Source organism: Lentzea flaviverrucosa (genome assembly GCF_003350445.1).
Classification (GTDB): Bacteria; Actinomycetota; Actinomycetes; order Mycobacteriales; family Pseudonocardiaceae; genus Lentzea; species Lentzea californiensis.
Genome location: NZ_QQAU01000005.1, coordinates 106814 through 124770 on the forward strand (window position 1 = coordinate 106814; position 17957 = coordinate 124770).

The 17957-nt window shown below is 67.4% G+C and carries 19 protein-coding genes and 1 tRNA gene; 13 read left to right on the forward strand and 7 right to left on the reverse strand.

Annotation, left to right across the window (positions count from 1 at the left end; genetic code table 11):
* Positions 1-109: 109 nt before the first annotated feature.
* Positions 110-526 (forward strand): hypothetical protein, encoded by a 417-nt coding sequence (locus DFR72_RS17175; protein WP_090066222.1) that lies wholly within the window; start codon positions 110-112, stop codon positions 524-526.
* Positions 527-611: 85 nt separating this feature from the next.
* Here the strand turns inward: DFR72_RS17175 and DFR72_RS17180 are convergent, their stop codons facing one another.
* From DFR72_RS17180 to DFR72_RS17200, 5 genes are all read right to left on the reverse strand, one after another.
* Positions 612-983 (reverse strand): hypothetical protein, encoded by a 372-nt coding sequence (locus DFR72_RS17180; protein WP_170176301.1) that lies wholly within the window; start codon positions 981-983, stop codon positions 612-614.
* A 159-nt stretch (positions 984-1142) separates the two neighbouring features.
* The gene (locus tag DFR72_RS17185) at positions 1143-1559 is read right to left on the reverse strand and encodes a roadblock/LC7 domain-containing protein (protein ID WP_245983082.1); all 417 of its coding nucleotides are present in this window, start codon (positions 1557-1559) and stop codon (positions 1143-1145) included.
* Positions 1559-2197, reverse strand: coding sequence for a hypothetical protein (locus DFR72_RS17190; RefSeq protein WP_143086723.1), 639 nt, complete (start codon positions 2195-2197; stop codon positions 1559-1561). The genes DFR72_RS17185 and DFR72_RS17190 overlap by 1 nt, the downstream gene beginning before the upstream one ends.
* A 351-nt stretch (positions 2198-2548) precedes the next feature.
* Positions 2549-2980, reverse strand: a complete 432-nt coding sequence (locus tag DFR72_RS17195; RefSeq protein WP_114773697.1) for a PH domain-containing protein — start codon at positions 2978-2980, stop codon at positions 2549-2551.
* Positions 2981-3075: 95 nt separating this feature from the next.
* Positions 3076-3146 (reverse strand) — tRNA-Gly (locus tag DFR72_RS17200).
* Positions 3147-3218: 72 nt separating this feature from the next.
* Between DFR72_RS17200 and dcd the strand changes: the two genes are divergently transcribed.
* Positions 3219-3800 carry a dCTP deaminase gene (gene dcd, locus DFR72_RS17205; RefSeq protein WP_090066217.1) on the forward strand — a complete coding sequence of 194 codons (582 nt, stop codon included), beginning with the start codon at positions 3219-3221 and terminating at the stop codon, positions 3798-3800.
* Between the two features lie 98 nt (positions 3801-3898).
* On the opposite strand, the gene DFR72_RS17210 is transcribed toward dcd, so the two are convergent.
* Positions 3899-4879 carry a cation diffusion facilitator family transporter gene (locus DFR72_RS17210; protein ID WP_090066351.1) on the reverse strand — a complete coding sequence of 327 codons (981 nt, stop codon included), beginning with the start codon at positions 4877-4879 and terminating at the stop codon, positions 3899-3901.
* A gap of 556 nt (positions 4880-5435) precedes the next feature.
* On the opposite strand from DFR72_RS17210, the gene DFR72_RS17215 reads away from it, so the two are divergent.
* The 5 genes from DFR72_RS17215 to DFR72_RS17235 all read left to right on the forward strand — a co-directional run bounded on the left by DFR72_RS17215 (position 5436) and on the right by DFR72_RS17235 (position 10396).
* A complete protein-coding gene (locus DFR72_RS17215) occupies positions 5436-5987 on the forward strand; it encodes a MarR family winged helix-turn-helix transcriptional regulator (protein ID WP_090066216.1) in 552 nt (183 codons plus the stop codon).
* A gap of 159 nt (positions 5988-6146) precedes the next feature.
* Positions 6147-7403: an SdrD B-like domain-containing protein gene (locus tag DFR72_RS17220; protein ID WP_090066215.1), complete on the forward strand. Its 1257-nt coding sequence runs from the start codon at positions 6147-6149 to the stop codon at positions 7401-7403.
* 23 nt (positions 7404-7426) lie between these two features.
* A complete protein-coding gene (locus DFR72_RS17225) occupies positions 7427-8674 on the forward strand; it encodes an SdrD B-like domain-containing protein (protein ID WP_170176302.1) in 1248 nt (415 codons plus the stop codon).
* Positions 8675-8697: 23 nt separating this feature from the next.
* On the forward strand, positions 8698-9981 hold the full coding sequence (locus DFR72_RS17230; RefSeq protein ID WP_090066213.1) for an LPXTG cell wall anchor domain-containing protein: 1284 nt from the start codon (positions 8698-8700) through the stop codon (positions 9979-9981).
* Between the two features lie 34 nt (positions 9982-10015).
* The gene (locus DFR72_RS17235) at positions 10016-10396 is read left to right on the forward strand and encodes a phage holin family protein (RefSeq protein WP_090066212.1); all 381 of its coding nucleotides are present in this window, start codon (positions 10016-10018) and stop codon (positions 10394-10396) included.
* Positions 10397-10465: 69 nt separating this feature from the next.
* Here DFR72_RS17235 and DFR72_RS17240 read toward each other — a convergent pair whose 3' ends face one another.
* Positions 10466-12727 (reverse strand): (Fe-S)-binding protein, encoded by a 2262-nt coding sequence (locus tag DFR72_RS17240; protein ID WP_090066211.1) that lies wholly within the window; start codon positions 12725-12727, stop codon positions 10466-10468.
* A 144-nt stretch (positions 12728-12871) separates the two neighbouring features.
* Here DFR72_RS17240 and DFR72_RS17245 point away from each other — a divergent pair, with 144 nt between their 5' ends.
* The 6 genes from DFR72_RS17245 to grpE all read left to right on the forward strand — a co-directional run bounded on the left by DFR72_RS17245 (position 12872) and on the right by grpE (position 17940).
* Positions 12872-13195 carry a DMT family transporter gene (locus DFR72_RS17245; RefSeq protein WP_090066210.1) on the forward strand — a complete coding sequence of 108 codons (324 nt, stop codon included), beginning with the start codon at positions 12872-12874 and terminating at the stop codon, positions 13193-13195.
* Between the two features lie 14 nt (positions 13196-13209).
* Positions 13210-13782, forward strand: a complete 573-nt coding sequence (locus tag DFR72_RS17250) for a TetR/AcrR family transcriptional regulator (RefSeq protein ID WP_090066209.1) — start codon at positions 13210-13212, stop codon at positions 13780-13782.
* A gap of 4 nt (positions 13783-13786) precedes the next feature.
* Complete coding sequence (locus DFR72_RS17255) at positions 13787-14341, forward strand: hypothetical protein (protein WP_090066208.1); 555 nt, start codon at positions 13787-13789, stop codon at positions 14339-14341.
* 80 nt (positions 14342-14421) lie between these two features.
* The gene (locus tag DFR72_RS17260; protein WP_090066207.1) at positions 14422-15264 is read left to right on the forward strand and encodes a DUF4097 family beta strand repeat-containing protein; all 843 of its coding nucleotides are present in this window, start codon (positions 14422-14424) and stop codon (positions 15262-15264) included.
* Between the two features lie 187 nt (positions 15265-15451).
* Complete coding sequence (gene dnaK, locus DFR72_RS17265) at positions 15452-17323, forward strand: molecular chaperone DnaK (protein ID WP_090066206.1); 1872 nt, start codon at positions 15452-15454, stop codon at positions 17321-17323.
* Positions 17320-17940 carry a nucleotide exchange factor GrpE gene (gene grpE, locus DFR72_RS17270; RefSeq protein WP_090066205.1) on the forward strand — a complete coding sequence of 207 codons (621 nt, stop codon included), beginning with the start codon at positions 17320-17322 and terminating at the stop codon, positions 17938-17940. The genes dnaK and grpE overlap by 4 nt, the downstream gene beginning before the upstream one ends.
* Positions 17941-17957 lie beyond the last annotated feature (17 nt).

Below are 17957 nucleotides of genomic sequence, written 5' to 3' on the forward strand. Positions count from 1 at the left end.
CTTGCCAGGAAGGCGTCATGCGCTACAGGACGTACGTGTGGCGCATCGGTTGCCGTGGCGTGCGTCATCGTCACGAGACTCTTCCCGCTCGCGCATGCACAGTGGGTGCATGGGTAAGTGGTCTCCCGCAGACGACGCGGAACTCGCGACGGGCTGGCGGCTCTGGCTGGAGCTGAGCGACCGCGTGTGGCCGGACCCGTCGTGGGACGGCACGCCGGCCGACGCCATCCGCCAGGTGCGGTCGCTGCTTGCCGTGTGCGAGGAGATCCGCCTCTCCTACCTGTCGGAGACCCCGCGGCCTTCCATCGCCCTGTTGCAGCTCTTGCAGTCGATGTCGTTCGTCGCGTCGTTCGCGGTCGACCTGTGGCACGACGACACGCACCCGTTGGACGTCGAGCGCGCCGAACTGCTGCACGGGGACTTGGCATCGTTCGCTGACCACGTGGCCGGTGTGCGCGCTGCTCTCGCACGCGGTGGCGGCTGGGCGGAACTCGACCGCCGGCCGTGGGGCCTGCCGGTCGACTGACGCTCCCAAGACGATTGACTCAGAAATGCTTTGGGGCCTTCTCGCGCGAGAAGGCCCCAAAGCATTTCTGCGGCGTTGACCCGACCTAGACGATCAGGTCGGCTTCGATGCGCTTGAGTTGGTGCCGGGCCAGCGCGAGGTTCGCGTTGTCCCTTTCCAGCACCAGGTACAGGAAGAGCGAACCCCTGTTCTTCACGCCGCCCATCAACCGGATCAGGTGGTACTGCCGGTGCAGCGTGATCAGGATGTCCTCGATGCTGTCGCTGAGTCCGAGCGACTGCATCACCCGGAGCTTCGAGCGAATGACCTCGGTGTTCCCGGCCGCTGCGATCTCCAGGTTCAGCCAGTCACCTCCGCCGCTCGTGCCGAGCGACATCCCGCTGTCGTAGTCGACCAGTGCGACACCGACAGCGCCGGAGATGGACATGGCTTCCTTCAGCGCGGTATCGATGTTCATCAAACTCCACTTCCCTATGTCTACTGGTGATCGAGGCGGCGCATCCGAATCGCCGAGACTCGGTCGTGTGCGGAAATGTCTCCAGAAGGAAGACATCATTGACGAGAGCCGTGAACCGAGCGTGGACATGGGCTGCGACCCTTTTTCGCACTGGTGCTGCTACGAGGAAAGGATCACGCCGACTCGCTCGATGACGGGCCGGGTCTCGTGCAGAAGACGGCCGAGGTTCAGTCCTTTGTCCCCGAGCACGACCATCAATGACAGCCGGCCGATGGCGTACACGGCCATGTAGCCCTCGCTGCCGAACACGACGGTCTGGCTGAGCGTGCCCAGGCCGATCACCTCCGCCGCCTGACGTGCGATTCCGAGATCGGCGGCGGCCAGCGCGGAGATGTGGGCGGGGTCGATGTTCTTCGCCACGTCGGCGACGATGGGGATTCCGTCGGACGCGGCGATGACCGTGTCGGTCACTCCGGCGACGTTTTCTCGAAGCTTTCGCAGTTCGGCGCTCAGAGCGTCGTAGTCCAATTCACTCCCTTTCAGAATCGGAAATGTCGAACCGCTCAGGACAAACATCACACCTCCGACGACCTCAGGGAGATTTCGAAATCAGGTCCGGCCTGCGTCCGTGGACGCAGTGCAGCCAGCCCCCAGTGCGAACATCGGAACGACGTCTCTGGCGGGGCGATCTCCAGCAGTCCGTCCTCGATCATCCGGGCGATCTCGACGGTGACCGGGTGAAGACCCCGGCCGAGCGCGAACGCCAGGTCCCGCGCGGTGCGCCGCCCGGTGGCGTGCGCGACGATCTCCCGTCGTTCCGCCGTCAGACCGGCCGGCTCCGCCTCGTGGGCGGGCACCACGCAGTCCCGGTACGGCGACAGGGACAACGCGGCGATCGCGTCCAGCCTTCGGGCGGTCCCGTCCAGCAGCACATCCGGCGCGACGCCTTGCGCCGCAGGTAGCAGCGGCGGATCGATGCACTCGTCGACGACGTATCGCTCGATCTCACCGACGGCCGTGGCGAACGCCCCGTCCTGCATGGCGGCCATCACCAGGCCCTGGAGCTCGGTGGCGCCGATCCCGCGGGCGACGAGAGCCGCCTGCAGGGATCGCGTCTCGACGCTCTCCACCAGAGCCGCGGTCCAGTCCCCTTCCTCGATCCGGCCCGAACTCAGCAGCACCATCTCCGCTCCGGGTGAGCCGGGACTTTCCACCGAGATCACCACACCGTCGCGGAAATGGAACAGTCCGCCCGCATTGCCCACAATGCGCAACGTGCCGGTGACTCGATCCGCGTGACACCGCGCCAGGGCTTGCGCGAGGACGTCGAATGCGGCTCGATTGTCGCGTCTCAGGGGTGACTCCGGGTTAATTCGGACTTACAGAGCGGGACTATCTGGCGAACTGATCATCCGATCGAGTGCGGAACTCGAATCGAAAGAGCGACCGCCAGGGCTACTTCTTACCTTCCGGCACTGCCAACCCATGCCAAGCGTCACCTGATCGAGTGAAGCATTCCAATTGAGACGGCAAGCGTTTCATTCGCGATAGATGAATCGCGCGAACTATCGCTCGACCGACCTGATGCGCTGCTGAACCGCTTCGACCAAGTCCTCACCGAGTGGTGCGTTGCTCAGCGAAATGCCGTTGTAGATCGCGCAGGGCACGCTCGAGCCGTCGGTCAGCACAACGCTGACGCGCTGCACGCCGAAGACGTTCTCGCGTTCGACGTCGGCGACCCGGTCCCAGGTGATGTGGTGGTCGCGCCCCGGGTTGCGCACGATGATCTTCTCCGGCGTGAGCGTCACGCACATGCGCCACGCCTGCCAGATGCCGAGCAGCGCGACCACGACGTAGACGCTGCCGGCCATGGTGACCCACAGCGAGTCACCGAAGTTGGCTGCGAGCCGCCAAGGCACCACCACCACGCCCAGTACCAGCATGATCGTGATGAACCAGCGCGCCCCTTGCCTGACGAATGTGATGTTCTCCCCCATGGCCGCAGGCTAGTGGCGCGGCATGTGCGGCAGGAGAAAAACACCGAAGCCGGTGCGGCCTGCGGAAAACGCAGGCCGCACCGGCTTCGGATTCGAGCGGGTGACGGGAATCGAACCCGCCTCTACAGCTTGGGAAGCTGTCGTTCTACCAATGAACTACACCCGCGTGAGCAAGCTCGCCGCCGATCATACACAGCGCGGGAACCAGCGGTGCGCCCGCTTCGGTTAGCCTGTCCGGGTGCTGCTGAGTGACCAGGATCTGCGCAAAGAGGTCGAGTCAGGCCGTCTCGTCCTCGACCCCTTCGACGCCGAGATGCTCCAGCCGTCGAGCTTCGACGTGCGGCTGGACCGGTTCTTCCGGGTCTTCAACAACACCAAGTACACCCACATCGACCCCGCACAGCAGCAGGACGAGCTGACGAGCCTGGTCGAGACGCCGGAGGGCGAGCGGTTCGTGCTGCACCCCGGCGAGTTCGTGCTCGGGTCGACCTACGAGATGGTGACGCTGCCGGACGACCTCGCCGGTCGGCTCGAGGGCAAGTCCAGCCTGGGCAGGCTCGGTCTGCTCACGCACTCCACCGCGGGCTTCATCGACCCCGGCTTCTCCGGCCACATCACGCTGGAGCTGTCGAACGTCGCGAACCTGCCCATCACGCTGCACCCCGGCATGAAGATCGGGCAGCTGTGCCTGTTCAAGCTGTCGAGCCCGGCGGAGCACCCGTACGGCTCGAAGCAGGCCGGCAGCCGGTACCAGGGCCAGCGCGGGCCGACGCCGAGCCGCGCCTACCTGAACTTCCACCAGACCGACACGCGCCGCTAGTGGTGTGGCTCGGAAGGTAGCCGGGCGAATTCGCGGTCAGACGCCGCGAGGTGCCCTGCTGAGCGTGAATCACCCAGCCGGCCTTCCGGGCCACGCCACTAGCTCAGGTCGCCGTACCGCTCCAGCACCCGCCGGCGCAGGTCGGGATCGGTGCGCGGGACGGGTTCGAGGAAGATCTCGTCCAGGTCGGTGAACTGGGTGCGCAGCTCCGAGGAGATGCGCACGCACGCGTCTTCCAGCTGATGCGCGGTCAGCGCGTCGTCGAAGTCGAGTCGCGCGCACAGCAGCACGCGGTCTGTGCCGATCGACATCGTCAGGACGTCCACGACGGCGTCGACCTCGGGCACCTCGCTCAGCCGGCGCCAGATCGCCTTGACCACCACGGGGTCTGCCTGCTGCCCGATCAGCAGGCCGCGGTTGGTGCGCGCCAGCACGTAGGCCACCGTCGCGAGCAGCACGCCGATCGCCAGCGACGCGACGCCGTCCCACACCGACGAGCCGGTCAGCTGGTGCAGGCCGAGGCCCGCGAACGCCAGCACCAGGCCGATCAGTGCGGCCGAGTCCTCCAGGAACACGGTCTTCACGGTCGGGTCGTCGGAGACGCGCAGGAAGTCCCAGAACCCGCGGCCGTGCGCGGCGGACTCGGAACGGACCTGCCGGAACGCCTGCGTCCACGAGATGGATTCCAGGACGAACGCCAGGCCCAGCACGACGTAGCCGACCAGCGGCCGGGTCTGTTCTTCCGGCTCACCGAAAACCGTGCGGAAGCCCTCGTAGAACGCGAACATCGCGCCCGAGGCGAAGATCGAGACCGCGGCGAGCAACGACCAGAAGTAGCGCTCCTTGCCGTAGCCGAACGGGTGGCGGCGGTCAGCCGGCCGGTCCGAACGGCGCAGGGCCGTCAGCAGGAGCGCCTCGGTGAACGTGTCGGCCACCGAGTGCGCGGCTTCGGAGAGGATCGCGGCCGATCCGGTCAAAACGCCCGCGACGGCTTTCATGACCGCGATGGCCAGGTTGACCAGCAGTGCGAGGACGACGGTCAAGTTGCTTTCGCCCGAGCTCTGCGGCTTCTCGCTCATGTCGATCAGCCTAGGCCGCACGGCGCGGAGCACCCGTTCACTACTGCATTCGAGTGACATCCGGCGGCGGGGGCAACATCGAGCGCGTCTGAGGTGTCTTACAGGCGGGATCCGCACCGGGGGGACGCTGATCACCAGGGGGTAAGACGGAACGGCCCGCGTCCGGGAGAGACGCGGGCCGTTCTGCGTTTCCGTCCTGTGCCAAGGGAAATCACAGTTGGATCACCGCGGCGACCGGCCGGCCCGCTCGTGCGACCCGGGTTCCGCGAGCTCGGGGAGAGCTTGCGGACATCGGGTCTCTGGGGGAGAAATGCGCAAGTTCACCGTCGGTCTCGTCGTGGTCGTGTCCGTTCTGCTCGCCGGTTCGCCGGCGTTGGCCGAGCGGCCAGCACCATCAACGGCGAGATCTGGTTCGACGTCAACGAGGACGGCGTTGGTCAGGCGGGCGAGCCGCCACTGGCGGTGCCGGCAACGTGTCGTGGGTGACTCCAGCCCAGGGAGCAGCGTCGCCCACGGGTACGTCACCGTCCTCGGCTGACGGAACTAACATCGCGGAATGGGCGAGCGTGGTGCGGACGACACCGATGCCGAGGTCGAGTCGTGGAGGGCCATGGTTCCGGCGATCGATCCGGTGGTCGAAGGCGTGGTCGACCGGGTGCACCAGATCAGCAAGTACCTCGACTTCCTCGCCGCGGAGATCGCCGCGCCGCACGGGCTGAACCGCGCGGACTACGAGATCCTCGCCCGGCTCTTCTGGATCGGGCCGCCGCACCGGCTCACGCCCAAGCAACTCGCGAACGGCACCCTGAGCCCGGCCACCACGATCACGAGCCGCCTCGACCGGCTGGAGAAGGCGGGCCTCGTGGTCCGCGCGCTCGACCCGAGCGACCGCCGCTCGTTGCCCGCGACGCTGACCGACGCGGGTCGCGAGGTCTTCCTGCGGATCGTCGCGGGTCAGGCGGAACGGGAGCGCGACCTCTTCACGGTGCTGCCCGGTGCCGACCTGGAGCACCTGCGCGACCTGTTGCGGCAGGTGATGGAGGTGCTGTCCGGCGAACTCGGTCCGGCTCACCGTCGTACGAGGCTCGCACTCGACAGCAAGGAGTAATTGCTACGAACTCGTACTATCCGATATCGTGCTAACTGGTGCGAGAGGGAGGGGTGCGAGATGGGTGGCTATCCGCTGTCGGAGTGACGTAGAACACGCAACGCTGATCCCCGGTGTTCCGATGTCCTAAATGGAGTAATTCGGACACTGGGGGAATCAGTGCGCAACACCTTCGCAGTCGCGGCGACGGCTGCCCTCGTGCTGGCTGCGACGGGCGCTCCCGCCCTCGCGCAGGACGAGACGATCAGCATCACCGGCCGGGTCTTCCTCGACCACAACGGCAATGGCACCTTCGACGCGGGTGACGGCGTGCGGGTCGGTGGACCAGGTGTCCGGATCACCGACGAGGACGGGCGCACGACCGACCTCCCGGTCGGTCCCAGCGGTAGGTACCGGGTCCAGAAGCTGCTCAAGTCCACGTACAAGGTGGAGACCCTCGACGTCGTCAACTACACCACCACCAAGAGCTCGTACACGACCTCGGAGACGGTGACCGACGGCGACTTCGCGCTGGTCGGTCAGGTCGCGAAGGGCATCGCGTACGTCGACGCCAACGGCGACGGAACCAAGCAGGCGGACGAGAAGCCCGTCACCGAAGGGCTCAGGGTCACGGGCAACACCAAGGACGGTTCCCCGGTCGACATGACCAGGACCGCGGGTGCGGACGGCGCTTACCGGTTCGACCTGCCGCTCGGTGACTACACGCTCACGGCTCCGCTGCTCAACAACGAGAACCTCGTCCTCGGCAAGCCCGCGGCCGCCACGGACATCGACTGGGCGACCGGTACCCGCAAGCTCACCGGGCAGACCGAGCAGGTCGACCTGCGCTACATCACCGCGGCGGCGAACATCACCGTCAGGGGTTCGCTCGTGCCCGCCAAGGACACCTACCTGGTCGGTGAGGAGATCACCGCGAAGGTGCAGCTCGTCAACACCGGCAACGCGCCGGTCATGCCGACCATCGGGCTGGGCCAGTTCCACGCGAAGGTGCTGCGGCACAGCGACAACCTCGAGGCGGAGAGCGGCACCCAGTTCGAGCTCGAACATCGGATCGTTCCCGGTGCGACGGAAGAGATCGAGCTGACGTTCACGCCCACCGGCACCATCTTCACCGCGTTCGAGCTGGTCGTGTTCGACCCGATGCGCGCGCTGAAGGACGTCGACACCACCGACAACCTCCTGCTGATCTCCACGAAGGTCGTCGAGAAGGGTGCGGAGACCACCGCTCCGACCACCTCGACCACCACCACTGCCGCACCGGCGACGACGACCACCACGCAGGCCGTGGCCCAGGCGGGCAACAAGTCGGGCCTCGCGTCGACCGGTGCGTCACCGCTGGGCTTCCTGGCCCTCGGCGCACTGCTGCTCGCGGCGGGCACGAGCGCGTTCTTCCTCGCGCGCCGCCGCCGTTCCTGATCACTGAAGTCTCTGGGGGACAAGTGAAGAAGCTCTTCGCCGTCACGACGACGGCTGCCTTCGTGCTGACATCGGTGGGTGCTCCCGCCTTCGCGCAGGAGGACGAGATCTCCATCGGCGGTCTCGTCTGGCTCGACCGCAACGGTGACCGGGTGGCCGGGGACGAGCCCGGTCTCGCCGGGGAGAAGGCCGTGAGGATCGCCAAGGCGGACGGTGGCGAGGTCGTCGGCGAGTACACGACCGACGCCGAGGGCAGGTACGCGGCGAAGGACCTTCCGGCCGGCAAGTACCGCGTGAGCTTCATCAGTGACCGGTACAGGCTCACCACCGTGCCGAACGTGGTCACCGAGGGCGGGGCCGTCGACTTCGGGGCGCAGGGCTACGGCGTCGCCGGCCGGTCCTTCTTCGACCGGAACGGGGACGGCCTGCGCCAGGCGGACGAGGACCTGCTGTCACCGGGAACGCTCAACGGCAAGCCCATCGCGGTGTCGCGTGAGGACGGTCAGTTCAGCGTCGAGGACCTGCCCGCCGGGGAGTACGAGTTCATCGCCGCCGACTACACGCAACGCGGTCTGGCGCTGGTCGAGCCGAAGGGCACCGAGCAGATCGACTGGGCCACCGGCGAGCTGCGGTTCAAGCTCGGCGAGCTCGAGGGCCCTGCCCCGCTCGACGCGCTGTACCTCGAGGCCAAGGCGGACATCGCGGTCTCGGCCGCCGTCACGCCGACCAAGGACACCCACACCGTCGGCGACCGCGCTCAGGTGGAGGTCACGCTGTCCAACAAGGGCAACGTGCCCGTCACGCCGTCGGTGGTCATGGCCGAGTTCGCGGTGAAGGTGCTGAAGCACAGCGACAACGTGAAGTTCGTCGAAGGCAGGCACGACGACTTCGAGACCACCCGCAAGATCCTGCCCGGCGAACAGGCCAGGGTGACGTTCGAGGTCGAGCTGAACGACGTCACGTTCGACGAGGTGTGGCCGATCGTGCGCTTCAACTTCGGCCACCTGAAGGACGTGGACCGCAGGAACAACGTCGCACGTCTGCCGATCAAGGTCGTGGAGAAGGGCGCGGAGACCACCGCCCCGGTCACGTCACCGTCCGAGACCACGGCCGCGCCGACCACGACCACCACTGCGGCTGTGGCCCAGGCGGGCAACAGGTCCGGCCTCGCGTCGACCGGTGCCTCGCCTCTCGGCTTCATCGGTCTCGGCGCGCTGCTCCTCGCGGCAGGCACGAGCGCGTTCTTCGTCGCGCGCCGCCGCCGCTCCTGAACACCGAATCCATTGGGGGACAAGTGAAGAAGTTCTTGGTCGTCACCACGACGGCCGCACTCGCGCTGCTCCCGGCGGCCACCGCCGCCGCGGCACAGGACGAGACGATCACCGTCGAGGGTCTGTTCTTCGTAGACCGCAACGGGGACAACGTTTTCAACGCCGGTGAGACCGTCAGGGCCAACGGGCCCGGGGTCGGTGTTTACACCCAGGGGACCAACGAACTGGTCGGCAACTTCGCGACCGGCCCGGACGGCCGGTACAAGGCCGTGCTGCCCAAGGGTCCGAAGTACCTCGTGCACAACCGGGAGCTGGACTACTCCTACACCGTTCCGGGATACGCGGCCTCCGAGTCGAGGACGGACGCGGACTTCCCGCTGCGCGGCATCTTCCTGAACGGCTTCACCTTCGTCGACGCGAACGACGACGGCGTGAAGCAGGACGACGAGAAGACGCACGGCGGCAAGGTCACCGTCGTGGGCAAGATGGCGAACGGCGTGGACTTCAACGCCGAGACGGAGGCCGCTCCGAACGGTGCGTACCTGCTCGACCTTCCGCTGGGCGAGTACACCGTCATCGCGCCGGACCTGAAGAAGAAGCAGCTGGCGTTGGTGAAGCCGAAGTCCGACGAGGACATCGACTGGCTGACCGGCCGGCAGGTGGTGCAGCGCAAGACCGAGGACCGCAATGTCCGGGTGGACCTGCGCTACTTCGCACCCAAGGCCGATTCCGCCCTCGAAGGCCTCACGATCACGCCGTCCAAGGACACCTACACCGTCGGTGAGCAGTTCGACCTGAAGTTCAAGGTGGTCAACAAGGGTGACGTGCCCGGGAAGATCTCGGTCGTGTTGTTCCAGCTCGCCGAAGGTGACGTGAAGCTGATCTCGCGCAGTGAGAACGTCACCGGCCGGATCGAGAGCTTCGAGTCGGTCGGCCAGATCCTGCCGGGCGAGTCGATCACCGTCGAGATGAGGTTCGAGTTCCTCAACACCGACCTCGGTGAGATCTACGCGTTCGTGCGCCCTGGCGTCGGCGGGTTCACCGACGTCGACACCACGAACCAGGGCCAGGAGGGCCGCAAGGTCATCAAGGTCGTCGAGAAGGGCGCGGAGACCACCACGCCGACGACGACCACCACCACCCCCGCACCGACGTCCACCACGACCACGCAGGCCGTGGCCCAGGCGGGCAACAAGTCGGACCTCGCGTCCACGGGCGCCTCGCCGCTGGGCTTCCTGGCTCTCGGCGCACTGCTGCTCGCGGCGGGCACGGGCGCGTTCTTCGTGGCGCGCCGCCGCCGGTCCTGACCACATAGGACCCGCCACGGCTAGTCTGCGCGGCATGGGCATCTTGGTGCATGTGCTGCTGACTGCCGTGGCGGTGTGGGTGTCGACCGCCCTCCCCGGCATCGACCTGGGCGAGGGTTCCACCGGGGCGAGGATCCTCACGCTGATCGGCGTCGCGGTGATCTTCGGCCTGGTGAACGCGATCGTGAAGCCGCTCGTGAAGTTCTTCGGCTGCCTGTTCTACCTGCTGACGCTCGGTCTCATCGGGCTAGTGGTGAACGCGCTGCTGTTCATGCTCACCGGCTGGCTGGCCGAGCAGTTCGACCTGCCGTTCCGCGTCGACGGCTTCTGGCCCGCCTTCTGGGGCGCGATCATCGTCGCCCTGACCGGCTGGGTGCTGAACGTGGTCTACGACAAGGTCACGGACAAGGACTGACACCGCGACGAAGAAGGCCCTCGGTCCACAACGGACCGAGGGCCTTTCGCTTGCCTGGACCAGCCTTGGCTAGGCCTTCGCCTTGTCCTCGTCCGGCAACGGCGTGCCGGTCGGGACCTCGTCGGTCGGCGTGTCCGGCTTCTCCGTACCGCGCTTCACGGACTCGAGCAGCATCTGCGCCACGTCCACGACCTCGACGTGCGCCCCCGCCAGGCCGTCGGACTGACGTGCGGTCACGCCGTCGGTCAGCATCACGCGGCAGAACGGGCAGCCCGTCGCGATCTTCGACGGCGCGGTGGACAGGGCCTCGTCCACGCGGTCGACGTTGATGCGCTTGCCGATCCGCTCCTCCATCCACATGCGGGCGCCACCGGCACCGCAGCACATGGACCGTTCCTCGTGCCGCGGCATCTCGCGCAGCTTCGCGCCCGACGCCCCGATGAGCTCACGCGGTGCTTCGTAGACCTTGTTGTGGCGGCCCAGGTAGCACGGGTCGTGGTAGGTGACGTCCTCGGTGACCGGCGCGACCGGTACCAGGCGGCGTTCGCGCACCAGCTTGTTCAGCAGCTGCGTGTGGTGCACGACCTCGTACGTGCCACCGACCTGCGGGTACTCGTTGGCCAGCGTGTTGAAGCAGTGCGCGCACGTCACGACGATCTTGCGCTGGCCCACCGGCCGGTCCTCGAACACCGCGTTGAGGACCTCGACGTTCTGCTGCGCGAGCATCTGGAACAGGAACTCGTTGCCGGCGCGGCGGGCCGGGTCACCGGTGCAGGTCTCCTCCGGGCCGAGCACCGTGTACTTCACGCCCGCCGTGTGCAGCAGCTCGGCGACGGCACGCGTGGTCTTCTTCGCGCGGTCCTCGAACGCACCGGCGCAGCCGACCCAGAACAGGTACTCCGCGTCGCCCAGCTCGCCCTCGAACACCGGCACCTCGAACTCGAGGCCCTCGGTCCACGCCAGGCGGTCCTTGGCGTTCTGGCCCCACGGGTTGCCCTTGTTCTCCAGGTTCTTGAACATGCCGCCGAGCTCGGACGGGAAGTTCGACTCGATCAGCACCTGGTAGCGGCGCATGTCGACGATGTGGTCGACGTGCTCGATGTCCACGGGGCACTGCTCGACGCACGCGCCGCAGGTCGTGCAGGACCACAGCACCTCGGGGTCGATGACACCCAGCTCGTCCGGGCCGCCGATCAGCGGCCGGTCGGCCTCGGCCATCGCCAGCACGTCGATGGACTCGAGGCGCTTCTTGTAGTCCTCGTACTTGTCCTCGGTCAGGCCGACCTCGTCGCCCGCCATGTCCCGCGAGCCACCGGCGAGCAGGTACGGCGCCTTGGCGTACATGTGGTCGCGCAGCTGCGTGATCACCAGCTTGGGGGACAACGGCTTGCCGGTGTTCCAGGCGGGGCACTGCGACTGGCAGCGGCCGCACTCGGTGCAGGTGGAGAAGTCGAGGACGCCCTTCCAGGTGAAGTCCTCGACCTTGCCGACGCCGAACACGTCCTTGTCCGGGTCGGCCTCCTCGAGGTCGAGGACCTTGCCGCCGGACATCATCGGCTTCAGCGCGCCCAGGGCGACGCCACCGTCGTCCTCGCGCTTGAAGTAGATGTTGAAGAACGCCGAGAACCGGTGCCAGGCGACGCCCATCGTGAGGTTCCGGCCGACCACGATCAGCCAGATCATGCCGCTCAGCAGCTTGACCAGCGCCATCACCGACACCCAGATGGGCGCGGCGGGCAGGATCTGCGCGAGCGGCTGCGTCACGAACGACGTCCACAGCGGGGCGACCTCCAGGCCGCTCGACTGCTTGAACGCCTTGACCATCAGGATGCCGACGCCCTCGATGACCACGACGGCCTCGACGAAGTACGCGGACTTGAAGTCGGAGCCCAGGAAGCGCGAGACGCGGTCGGCGCGGCGCGGGTGGTTGAGCTGGCGGATGATCGCCAGGGCCACACCGCCGACGACCGTGCCGAGGCCCAGCAGTTCGATCAGCAGCAGCCAGACCGACCACGTGCCGATGATCGGCCAGTGGAAGTGCGGGTCGAACACCTCGCCGTACGCCTCGAACAGCACGGCGGAGCCGATGAGGAAGCCCCACATCACCATCCAGTGCCACGGGGCGACCGAGCGGAACTTCGCCATTCTGGTGTGCGCGACGAACTCGACGATCATCGTCTTCATGCGCGGCACGAACGGGCCCATGCGGGTGCCGTCCGGCTGGCCGAGCCGAATGATCTTGATCTGCTTCAGCACACCGGCGACGAACACGCCCCAGGCGACGACGCTCACCGCCACGGCGACGAGTCCGAGAACCAGCTGGAGGGTCATGGCGGGATTCTAGGACACGTTACCGGTGAGTAACCACTTGGACGTGGCCGGGGTCTCCTCACGTACCGGTCAAGAATCCGGAAATTGATCGAAAACTTGTGGAACACTTGTTCAGGTAGTAGTCCTGAGCAGCCGGAGGCCGCCGTGTTGTACCTGTACCTCGCCGCGGCGATCGTGGCGGAAGTCGCCGCCACCGTCTCGTTGAAACTGTCCGAGGGCTTCACCAGGCTCTGGCCGTCCGTGGTCGTCGTCCTCGGGTACGCCATCGCCTTCACCGTGCTTTCGCGCGCGTTGAAGTTGGGTATGCCCGTGGGCGTCGCCTACGCCGTATGGTCCGCTATCGGCGTTGCTTCGGTCGCGATCATCGGCTGGAAGTTCCTCGGCGAAACCCTCAACCCCACGATGGTCATCGGGCTGGTCCTGATCATCGGGGGCGTGGTGACGCTCGAACTCGGGAGGACGCACTGACCGCGACAGCGGAGTTGCAGAAGGTCGACGGCCGCAAGGCGCGCGGCGAGAAGAAGCGGCGAGCCATCGTCGAGGCCACCCTGCGCGTGATCGAACGTGAAGGCGTCGCGGGCGTGACACATCGCAGCGTCGCCCGTGAGGCGGGTGTGCCGACGACAGCACCTACCTACTACTTCGCGACGCTCGACGACCTTCTGATCGCGACGCTGCTTTGGTCGGCGGAAGAGCTGTGCGATGACATGCTGAAGATCGTCGCGAGCGGCGGCAGCGCCCGCGAGATCGCGCGGAGCCTGGCGGAGGCGGTCAACGAGAACCGCGGCCGCACGCTCGCCGAGTACGAGCTGTACCTGCTGGCCGGCCGGCGTCCCGAGCTGAAGCCCGCCGCGCGCCGGTGGCTGGACCGGGCGGTCGAGGTGGTGCGGCCGGCGGACCCCCTCGCGTTCCGGGCGTTCCTCGCGGCCATCGACGGACTGCTGCTGCAGGGCCTGATCGCCGACGTTGCTCCGAACGAGGACGAGCTGGAGCCAATCGTGTCCTTCTTGATCCGCGGCCGCGACGATTTCACGGCCGCACCGAAGGAAGAATGAAGCCATGAGGTTCGCGCGAGAGGTGTCCGGCATCAGCCACGGGGTGAGCCTGGGGCTGCTCTCCGCGCTGTACGTGCGCGACTCGCTGGCGTTGTCGGTCGACGTCGAGCCGCACGTGCCGGGCCTGGACCCGTCGTTGCCGGTGCAGGTGCCGCCGGGCACCGACCGCGCCGCGGTGACCGCCGAATGGCCGGGCTGGTGGAACGACGCGCTGGACGCGTGCCGCCGGGGAGCCGAACCCACGACGCCCGAGGACGCCGAGGCGTTGCTGACCCGTCCGGCCAGCCGTGCCGTGGTGCTTGCGCTGAAGCCGGGCATCGAACGGCTGCACCAGGTGCAGAGCCCTGCCGCGTTGCCGATGGGCGACGTGCTGCGCGGCATCGAGTCGCGCATCGGCCGGTGGGCGCAGAGCGTCGAGCTGCACATCGCCGAGGTGCCGGTCGACGGCCTGCTGTGGGAACGGATCGCGCCCGCGCACGTATTGGCGTCGACGCGGTTCCTCAACGACCCGGCGCGCACCGCTCCGGCGTTGCGCGCGGTGCTCGAAGACCTGGTCTGAGACGGGTAGGGACAACCCCACCCCCGCTTCGGGGGCTTGCAGCCGTGTAGCCGGGCGCCGCCACCTCTAGTTTTGTGCTCATGATGAGGACGGCGCTGGTGGCGTTGCTTGCGGGGGCGGTGCTCACAGGGCTGACCGGCTGTGGCATTCGCATCATGAAGTACGAGTTCTCCGACGACCACGTGGTCGCGGGGACGATCACTTCGGTGAAGGTCCGCAGCGACCAGGACTCCGGGGACGTGACGATCCGGTACCAGCAGGGCCTGAGCGAGGCGAAGGTTCACCGCAGGGTCGAGCACGAGCGGGACAACAAGCCGTCGGGCGTCGCACACCGCGTCGAGGGCAACACGCTGGTGCTGGACGGCTGCGGCAACGACTGCGAGATCAACTACGAGGTCCTGGTGCCGTCCGCGGCCACCACGGTGGTCGGTGACATCGGTTCGGGCGACGTGATCATCGAGGGGCTGGCCTCCGTCGAGTTCAAGACCGGCTCCGGCAGGATCACCACCCGCGACATCGCGGGAGACGTCAAGGTGAAGAACGGGTCCGGTGGCTTCGAGGGCACCAGGATCGGTGGCGCCGTCACGGCCGACATGGGGTCCGGCCGGATCGCGCTGGACGCGGTCAAGGGCAAGGCGCTGCTCGACACCGGTTCCGGAGACATCGAGGGCACCTCGCTGGAGAACGAGGTGATCGCCAAAGCCGACTCCGGGGACATCGCCCTGACGTTGTCGGCGGCGAAGTCGGTGCGGGCCAACAGCGGGTCCGGCAGCGTCACCGTCCGGGTGCCGGGGGGCCCGTTCAGGATCACCGGATCGTCGGGCAGCGGTGAGCGTGCGATCCACGTGCCGACCGATCCCGGCGCATCGCTCGAGCTCAGCCTCACCGCGGACTCCGGGGACGTCCAGGTGTTCGCCGCTTGAGCTTGACCGGGGCGAATGTGTCGAGGGCCACTCCACATGGAGTGGCCCTCGGCGCGTTGTGAGGGAACAAGCAGACCTTGTCGGCCGTTGGGACAGTCAGAAAGCTTGAGTCGGGTAGGCTCAAGGTTGGGCGAGATGGCAAACTTGAGTCAGCAACGCTCAACAAGTACTAGCGGAAGGAACTCCAATGGCGCGTGCAGTCGGCATCGACCTCGGGACGACCAACTCGGTCGTCGCAGTCCTCGAAGGCGGTGAGCCGACGGTCATCGCCAACTCGGAGGGCTCCAGGACGACCCCGTCCATCGTCGCTTTCGCCAAGAACGGCGAGGTCCTCGTGGGCCAGCCCGCGAAGAACCAGGCCGTCACCAACGTCGACCGCACCATTCGGTCGGTCAAGCGCCACGTCGGCACGAACTGGCAGACCGACGAGATCGACGGCAAGAAGTACACCTCGCAGGAGATCAGCGCGCGCGTGCTGATGAAGCTCAAGCGCGACGCCGAGGCGTACCTGGGCGAGGAGATCACCGACGCGGTCATCACCGTCCCCGCCTACTTCGAGGACGCGCAGCGCCAGGCCACCAAGGAGGCCGGCCAGATCGCGGGCCTCAACGTGCTCCGCATCGTCAACGAGCCGACGTCGGCCGCTCTGGCCTACGGCCTCGACAAGGGCGAGAAGGAGCAGACCATCCTGGTCTTCGACCTCGGTGGCGGCACGTTCGACGTCTCGCTGCTCGAGCTCGGCGACGGCGTGGTCGAGGTCCGGGCGACCTCCGGTGACAACCACCTCGGTGGCGACGACTGGGACCAGCGCGTCGTCGACTGGCTGGTCGAGCGCTTCAAGCAGGCCAACGGCATCGACCTGACCAAGGACAAGATGGCCCTGCAGCGCATCCGCGAGGCCGCCGAGAAGGCCAAGATCGAGCTGTCGAGCTCCAACAACGCCTCGATCAACCTGCCGTACATCACGGTCGACGGCGACAAGAACCCGCTGTTCCTCGACGAGACGCTGTCCCGCGCCGAGTTCCAGCGGATCACGAACGACCTGCTCGAGCGCACCCGCGCGCCGTTCAACAACGTGATCAAGGACGCCGGCGTCTCCGTCGGCGACATCGACCACGTCGTGCTCGTCGGTGGCTCGACCCGCATGCCCGCCGTCGCGGAGCTCGTCAAGGAGCTGACCGGCGGCCGCGAGCCCAACAAGGGCGTGAACCCGGACGAGGTCGTCGCCGTCGGCGCCGCCCTGCAGGCCGGTGTCCTCAAGGGTGAGGTCAAGGACGTCCTGCTGCTCGACGTCACCCCGCTGTCCCTCGGCATCGAGACCAAGGGCGGCATCATGACCAAGCTGATCGAGCGCAACACCACGATCCCGACGAAGCGCTCCGAGACCTTCACGACGGCCGACGACAGCCAGCCGTCCGTGCAGATCCAGGTCTTCCAGGGCGAGCGCGAGATCGCGGCGCACAACAAGAAGCTCGGCATGTTCGAGCTGACCGGCCTGCCGCCCGCCCCGCGTGGCGTGCCGCAGATCGAGGTCACCTTCGACATCGACGCGAACGGCATCGTCCACGTGTCGGCGAAGGACCTGGGCACCGGCAAGGAGCAGTCGATGACGATCACCGGTGGCTCCGCGCTGCCGAAGGACGACATCGAGCGCATGGTGAAGGACGCCGAGGCCCACGCGGAGGAGGACAAGCGCCGCCGCGAGGAAGCCGAGGTCCGCAACCAGGCCGAGACGCTCGTCTACCAGACGGAGAAGGTCGTCAAGGAGAACGACGACAAGCTCCCGGCCGAGATCAAGGACAAGGTCAATGCGGCGATCGCCGAGGCGACCGAGGCGCTCAAGGGCACCGACATCAACGCCATCAAGACGGCGGTCGAGAAGCTCGCGACCGAGTCCCAGGCCATCGGCCAGGCGATCTACGCCAACGCTCCGGGCGCTCCCGGTGCCGAGGCCCCCGGTGCTGACGCGCCGGGTGCCGCTGGTGCGGGCGCCGGTGCCAAGGCCGGCCAGGACGACGTCGTCGACGCCGAGATCGTGGACGAGGACGAGAAGAAGTGACCGAACCGAGGCACGCCGCCCCTGACGAGGAGCAGCCTCAGGTAGTCGTGAACGACCGGCGCCGGATCGACCCCGAAACGGGTGAGGTCCGGCCGCCGGCCCACGCTGCCGACGAGGAAGGTGCTGCTCCGGCCGAACCCCTGGTCGCCGAGGTCGTGGACGAGGTGGCCGCCGAGCTGAAGACCCAGCTCGACGAGCGCACCGCCGACCTGCAGCGGCTCACCGCCGAGTACGCGAACTACCGCAAGCGGGTGGAACGCGACCGGGAAGCGGTGATCAACAACGCGAAGGCGTCCGTCGCCTCCGAACTGCTCTCGGTGCTGGACGACATCGAGCGGGCCGCCGCGCACGGCGACCTGACCGGTGCCTTCAAGGCGGTGGCGGACAAGCTCGTGTCCACGCTGGCCAAGACCGGTCTGGAGCCGTTCGCGCACGACGGCGAGGCGTTCGACCCGTCGGTGCACGAGGCCGTGCAGCACAGCACGTCCCCGGACGTCGACGGCCCGACCGTCACGGCCGTTCTGCGTCGTGGCTACACGTTCGGCGACAAGCTCGTCCGGCCCGCGCTCGTCGCGGTGACCGACCACGAGCCCGCCGCACCGTCCGAAGAAGCCTAGGGAGGAGGAGCCGTCCG

Coding starts and splice junctions, on each gene's coding strand:
- DFR72_RS17175 (WP_090066222.1), top strand. CDS start 110: ATGGGTAAGTGGTCTCCCGCAGACGACGCGGAACTCGCGACGGGCTGG.
- DFR72_RS17180 (WP_170176301.1), bottom strand. CDS start 983: ATGAACATCGATACCGCGCTGAAGGAAGCCATGTCCATCTCCGGCGCT.
- DFR72_RS17185 (WP_245983082.1), bottom strand. CDS start 1,559: ATGTTTGTCCTGAGCGGTTCGACATTTCCGATTCTGAAAGGGAGTGAA.
- DFR72_RS17195 (WP_114773697.1), bottom strand. CDS start 2,980: ATGGGGGAGAACATCACATTCGTCAGGCAAGGGGCGCGCTGGTTCATC.
- DFR72_RS17210 (WP_090066351.1), bottom strand. CDS start 4,879: ATGAGCGAGAAGCCGCAGAGCTCGGGCGAAAGCAACTTGACCGTCGTC.
- DFR72_RS17215 (WP_090066216.1), top strand. CDS start 5,436: ATGGGCGAGCGTGGTGCGGACGACACCGATGCCGAGGTCGAGTCGTGG.
- DFR72_RS17235 (WP_090066212.1), top strand. CDS start 10,016: ATGGGCATCTTGGTGCATGTGCTGCTGACTGCCGTGGCGGTGTGGGTG.
- DFR72_RS17240 (WP_090066211.1), bottom strand. CDS start 12,727: ATGACCCTCCAGCTGGTTCTCGGACTCGTCGCCGTGGCGGTGAGCGTC.
- DFR72_RS17255 (WP_090066208.1), top strand. CDS start 13,787: ATGAGGTTCGCGCGAGAGGTGTCCGGCATCAGCCACGGGGTGAGCCTG.
- DFR72_RS17260 (WP_090066207.1), top strand. CDS start 14,422: ATGATGAGGACGGCGCTGGTGGCGTTGCTTGCGGGGGCGGTGCTCACA.
- dnaK (WP_090066206.1), top strand. CDS start 15,452: ATGGCGCGTGCAGTCGGCATCGACCTCGGGACGACCAACTCGGTCGTC.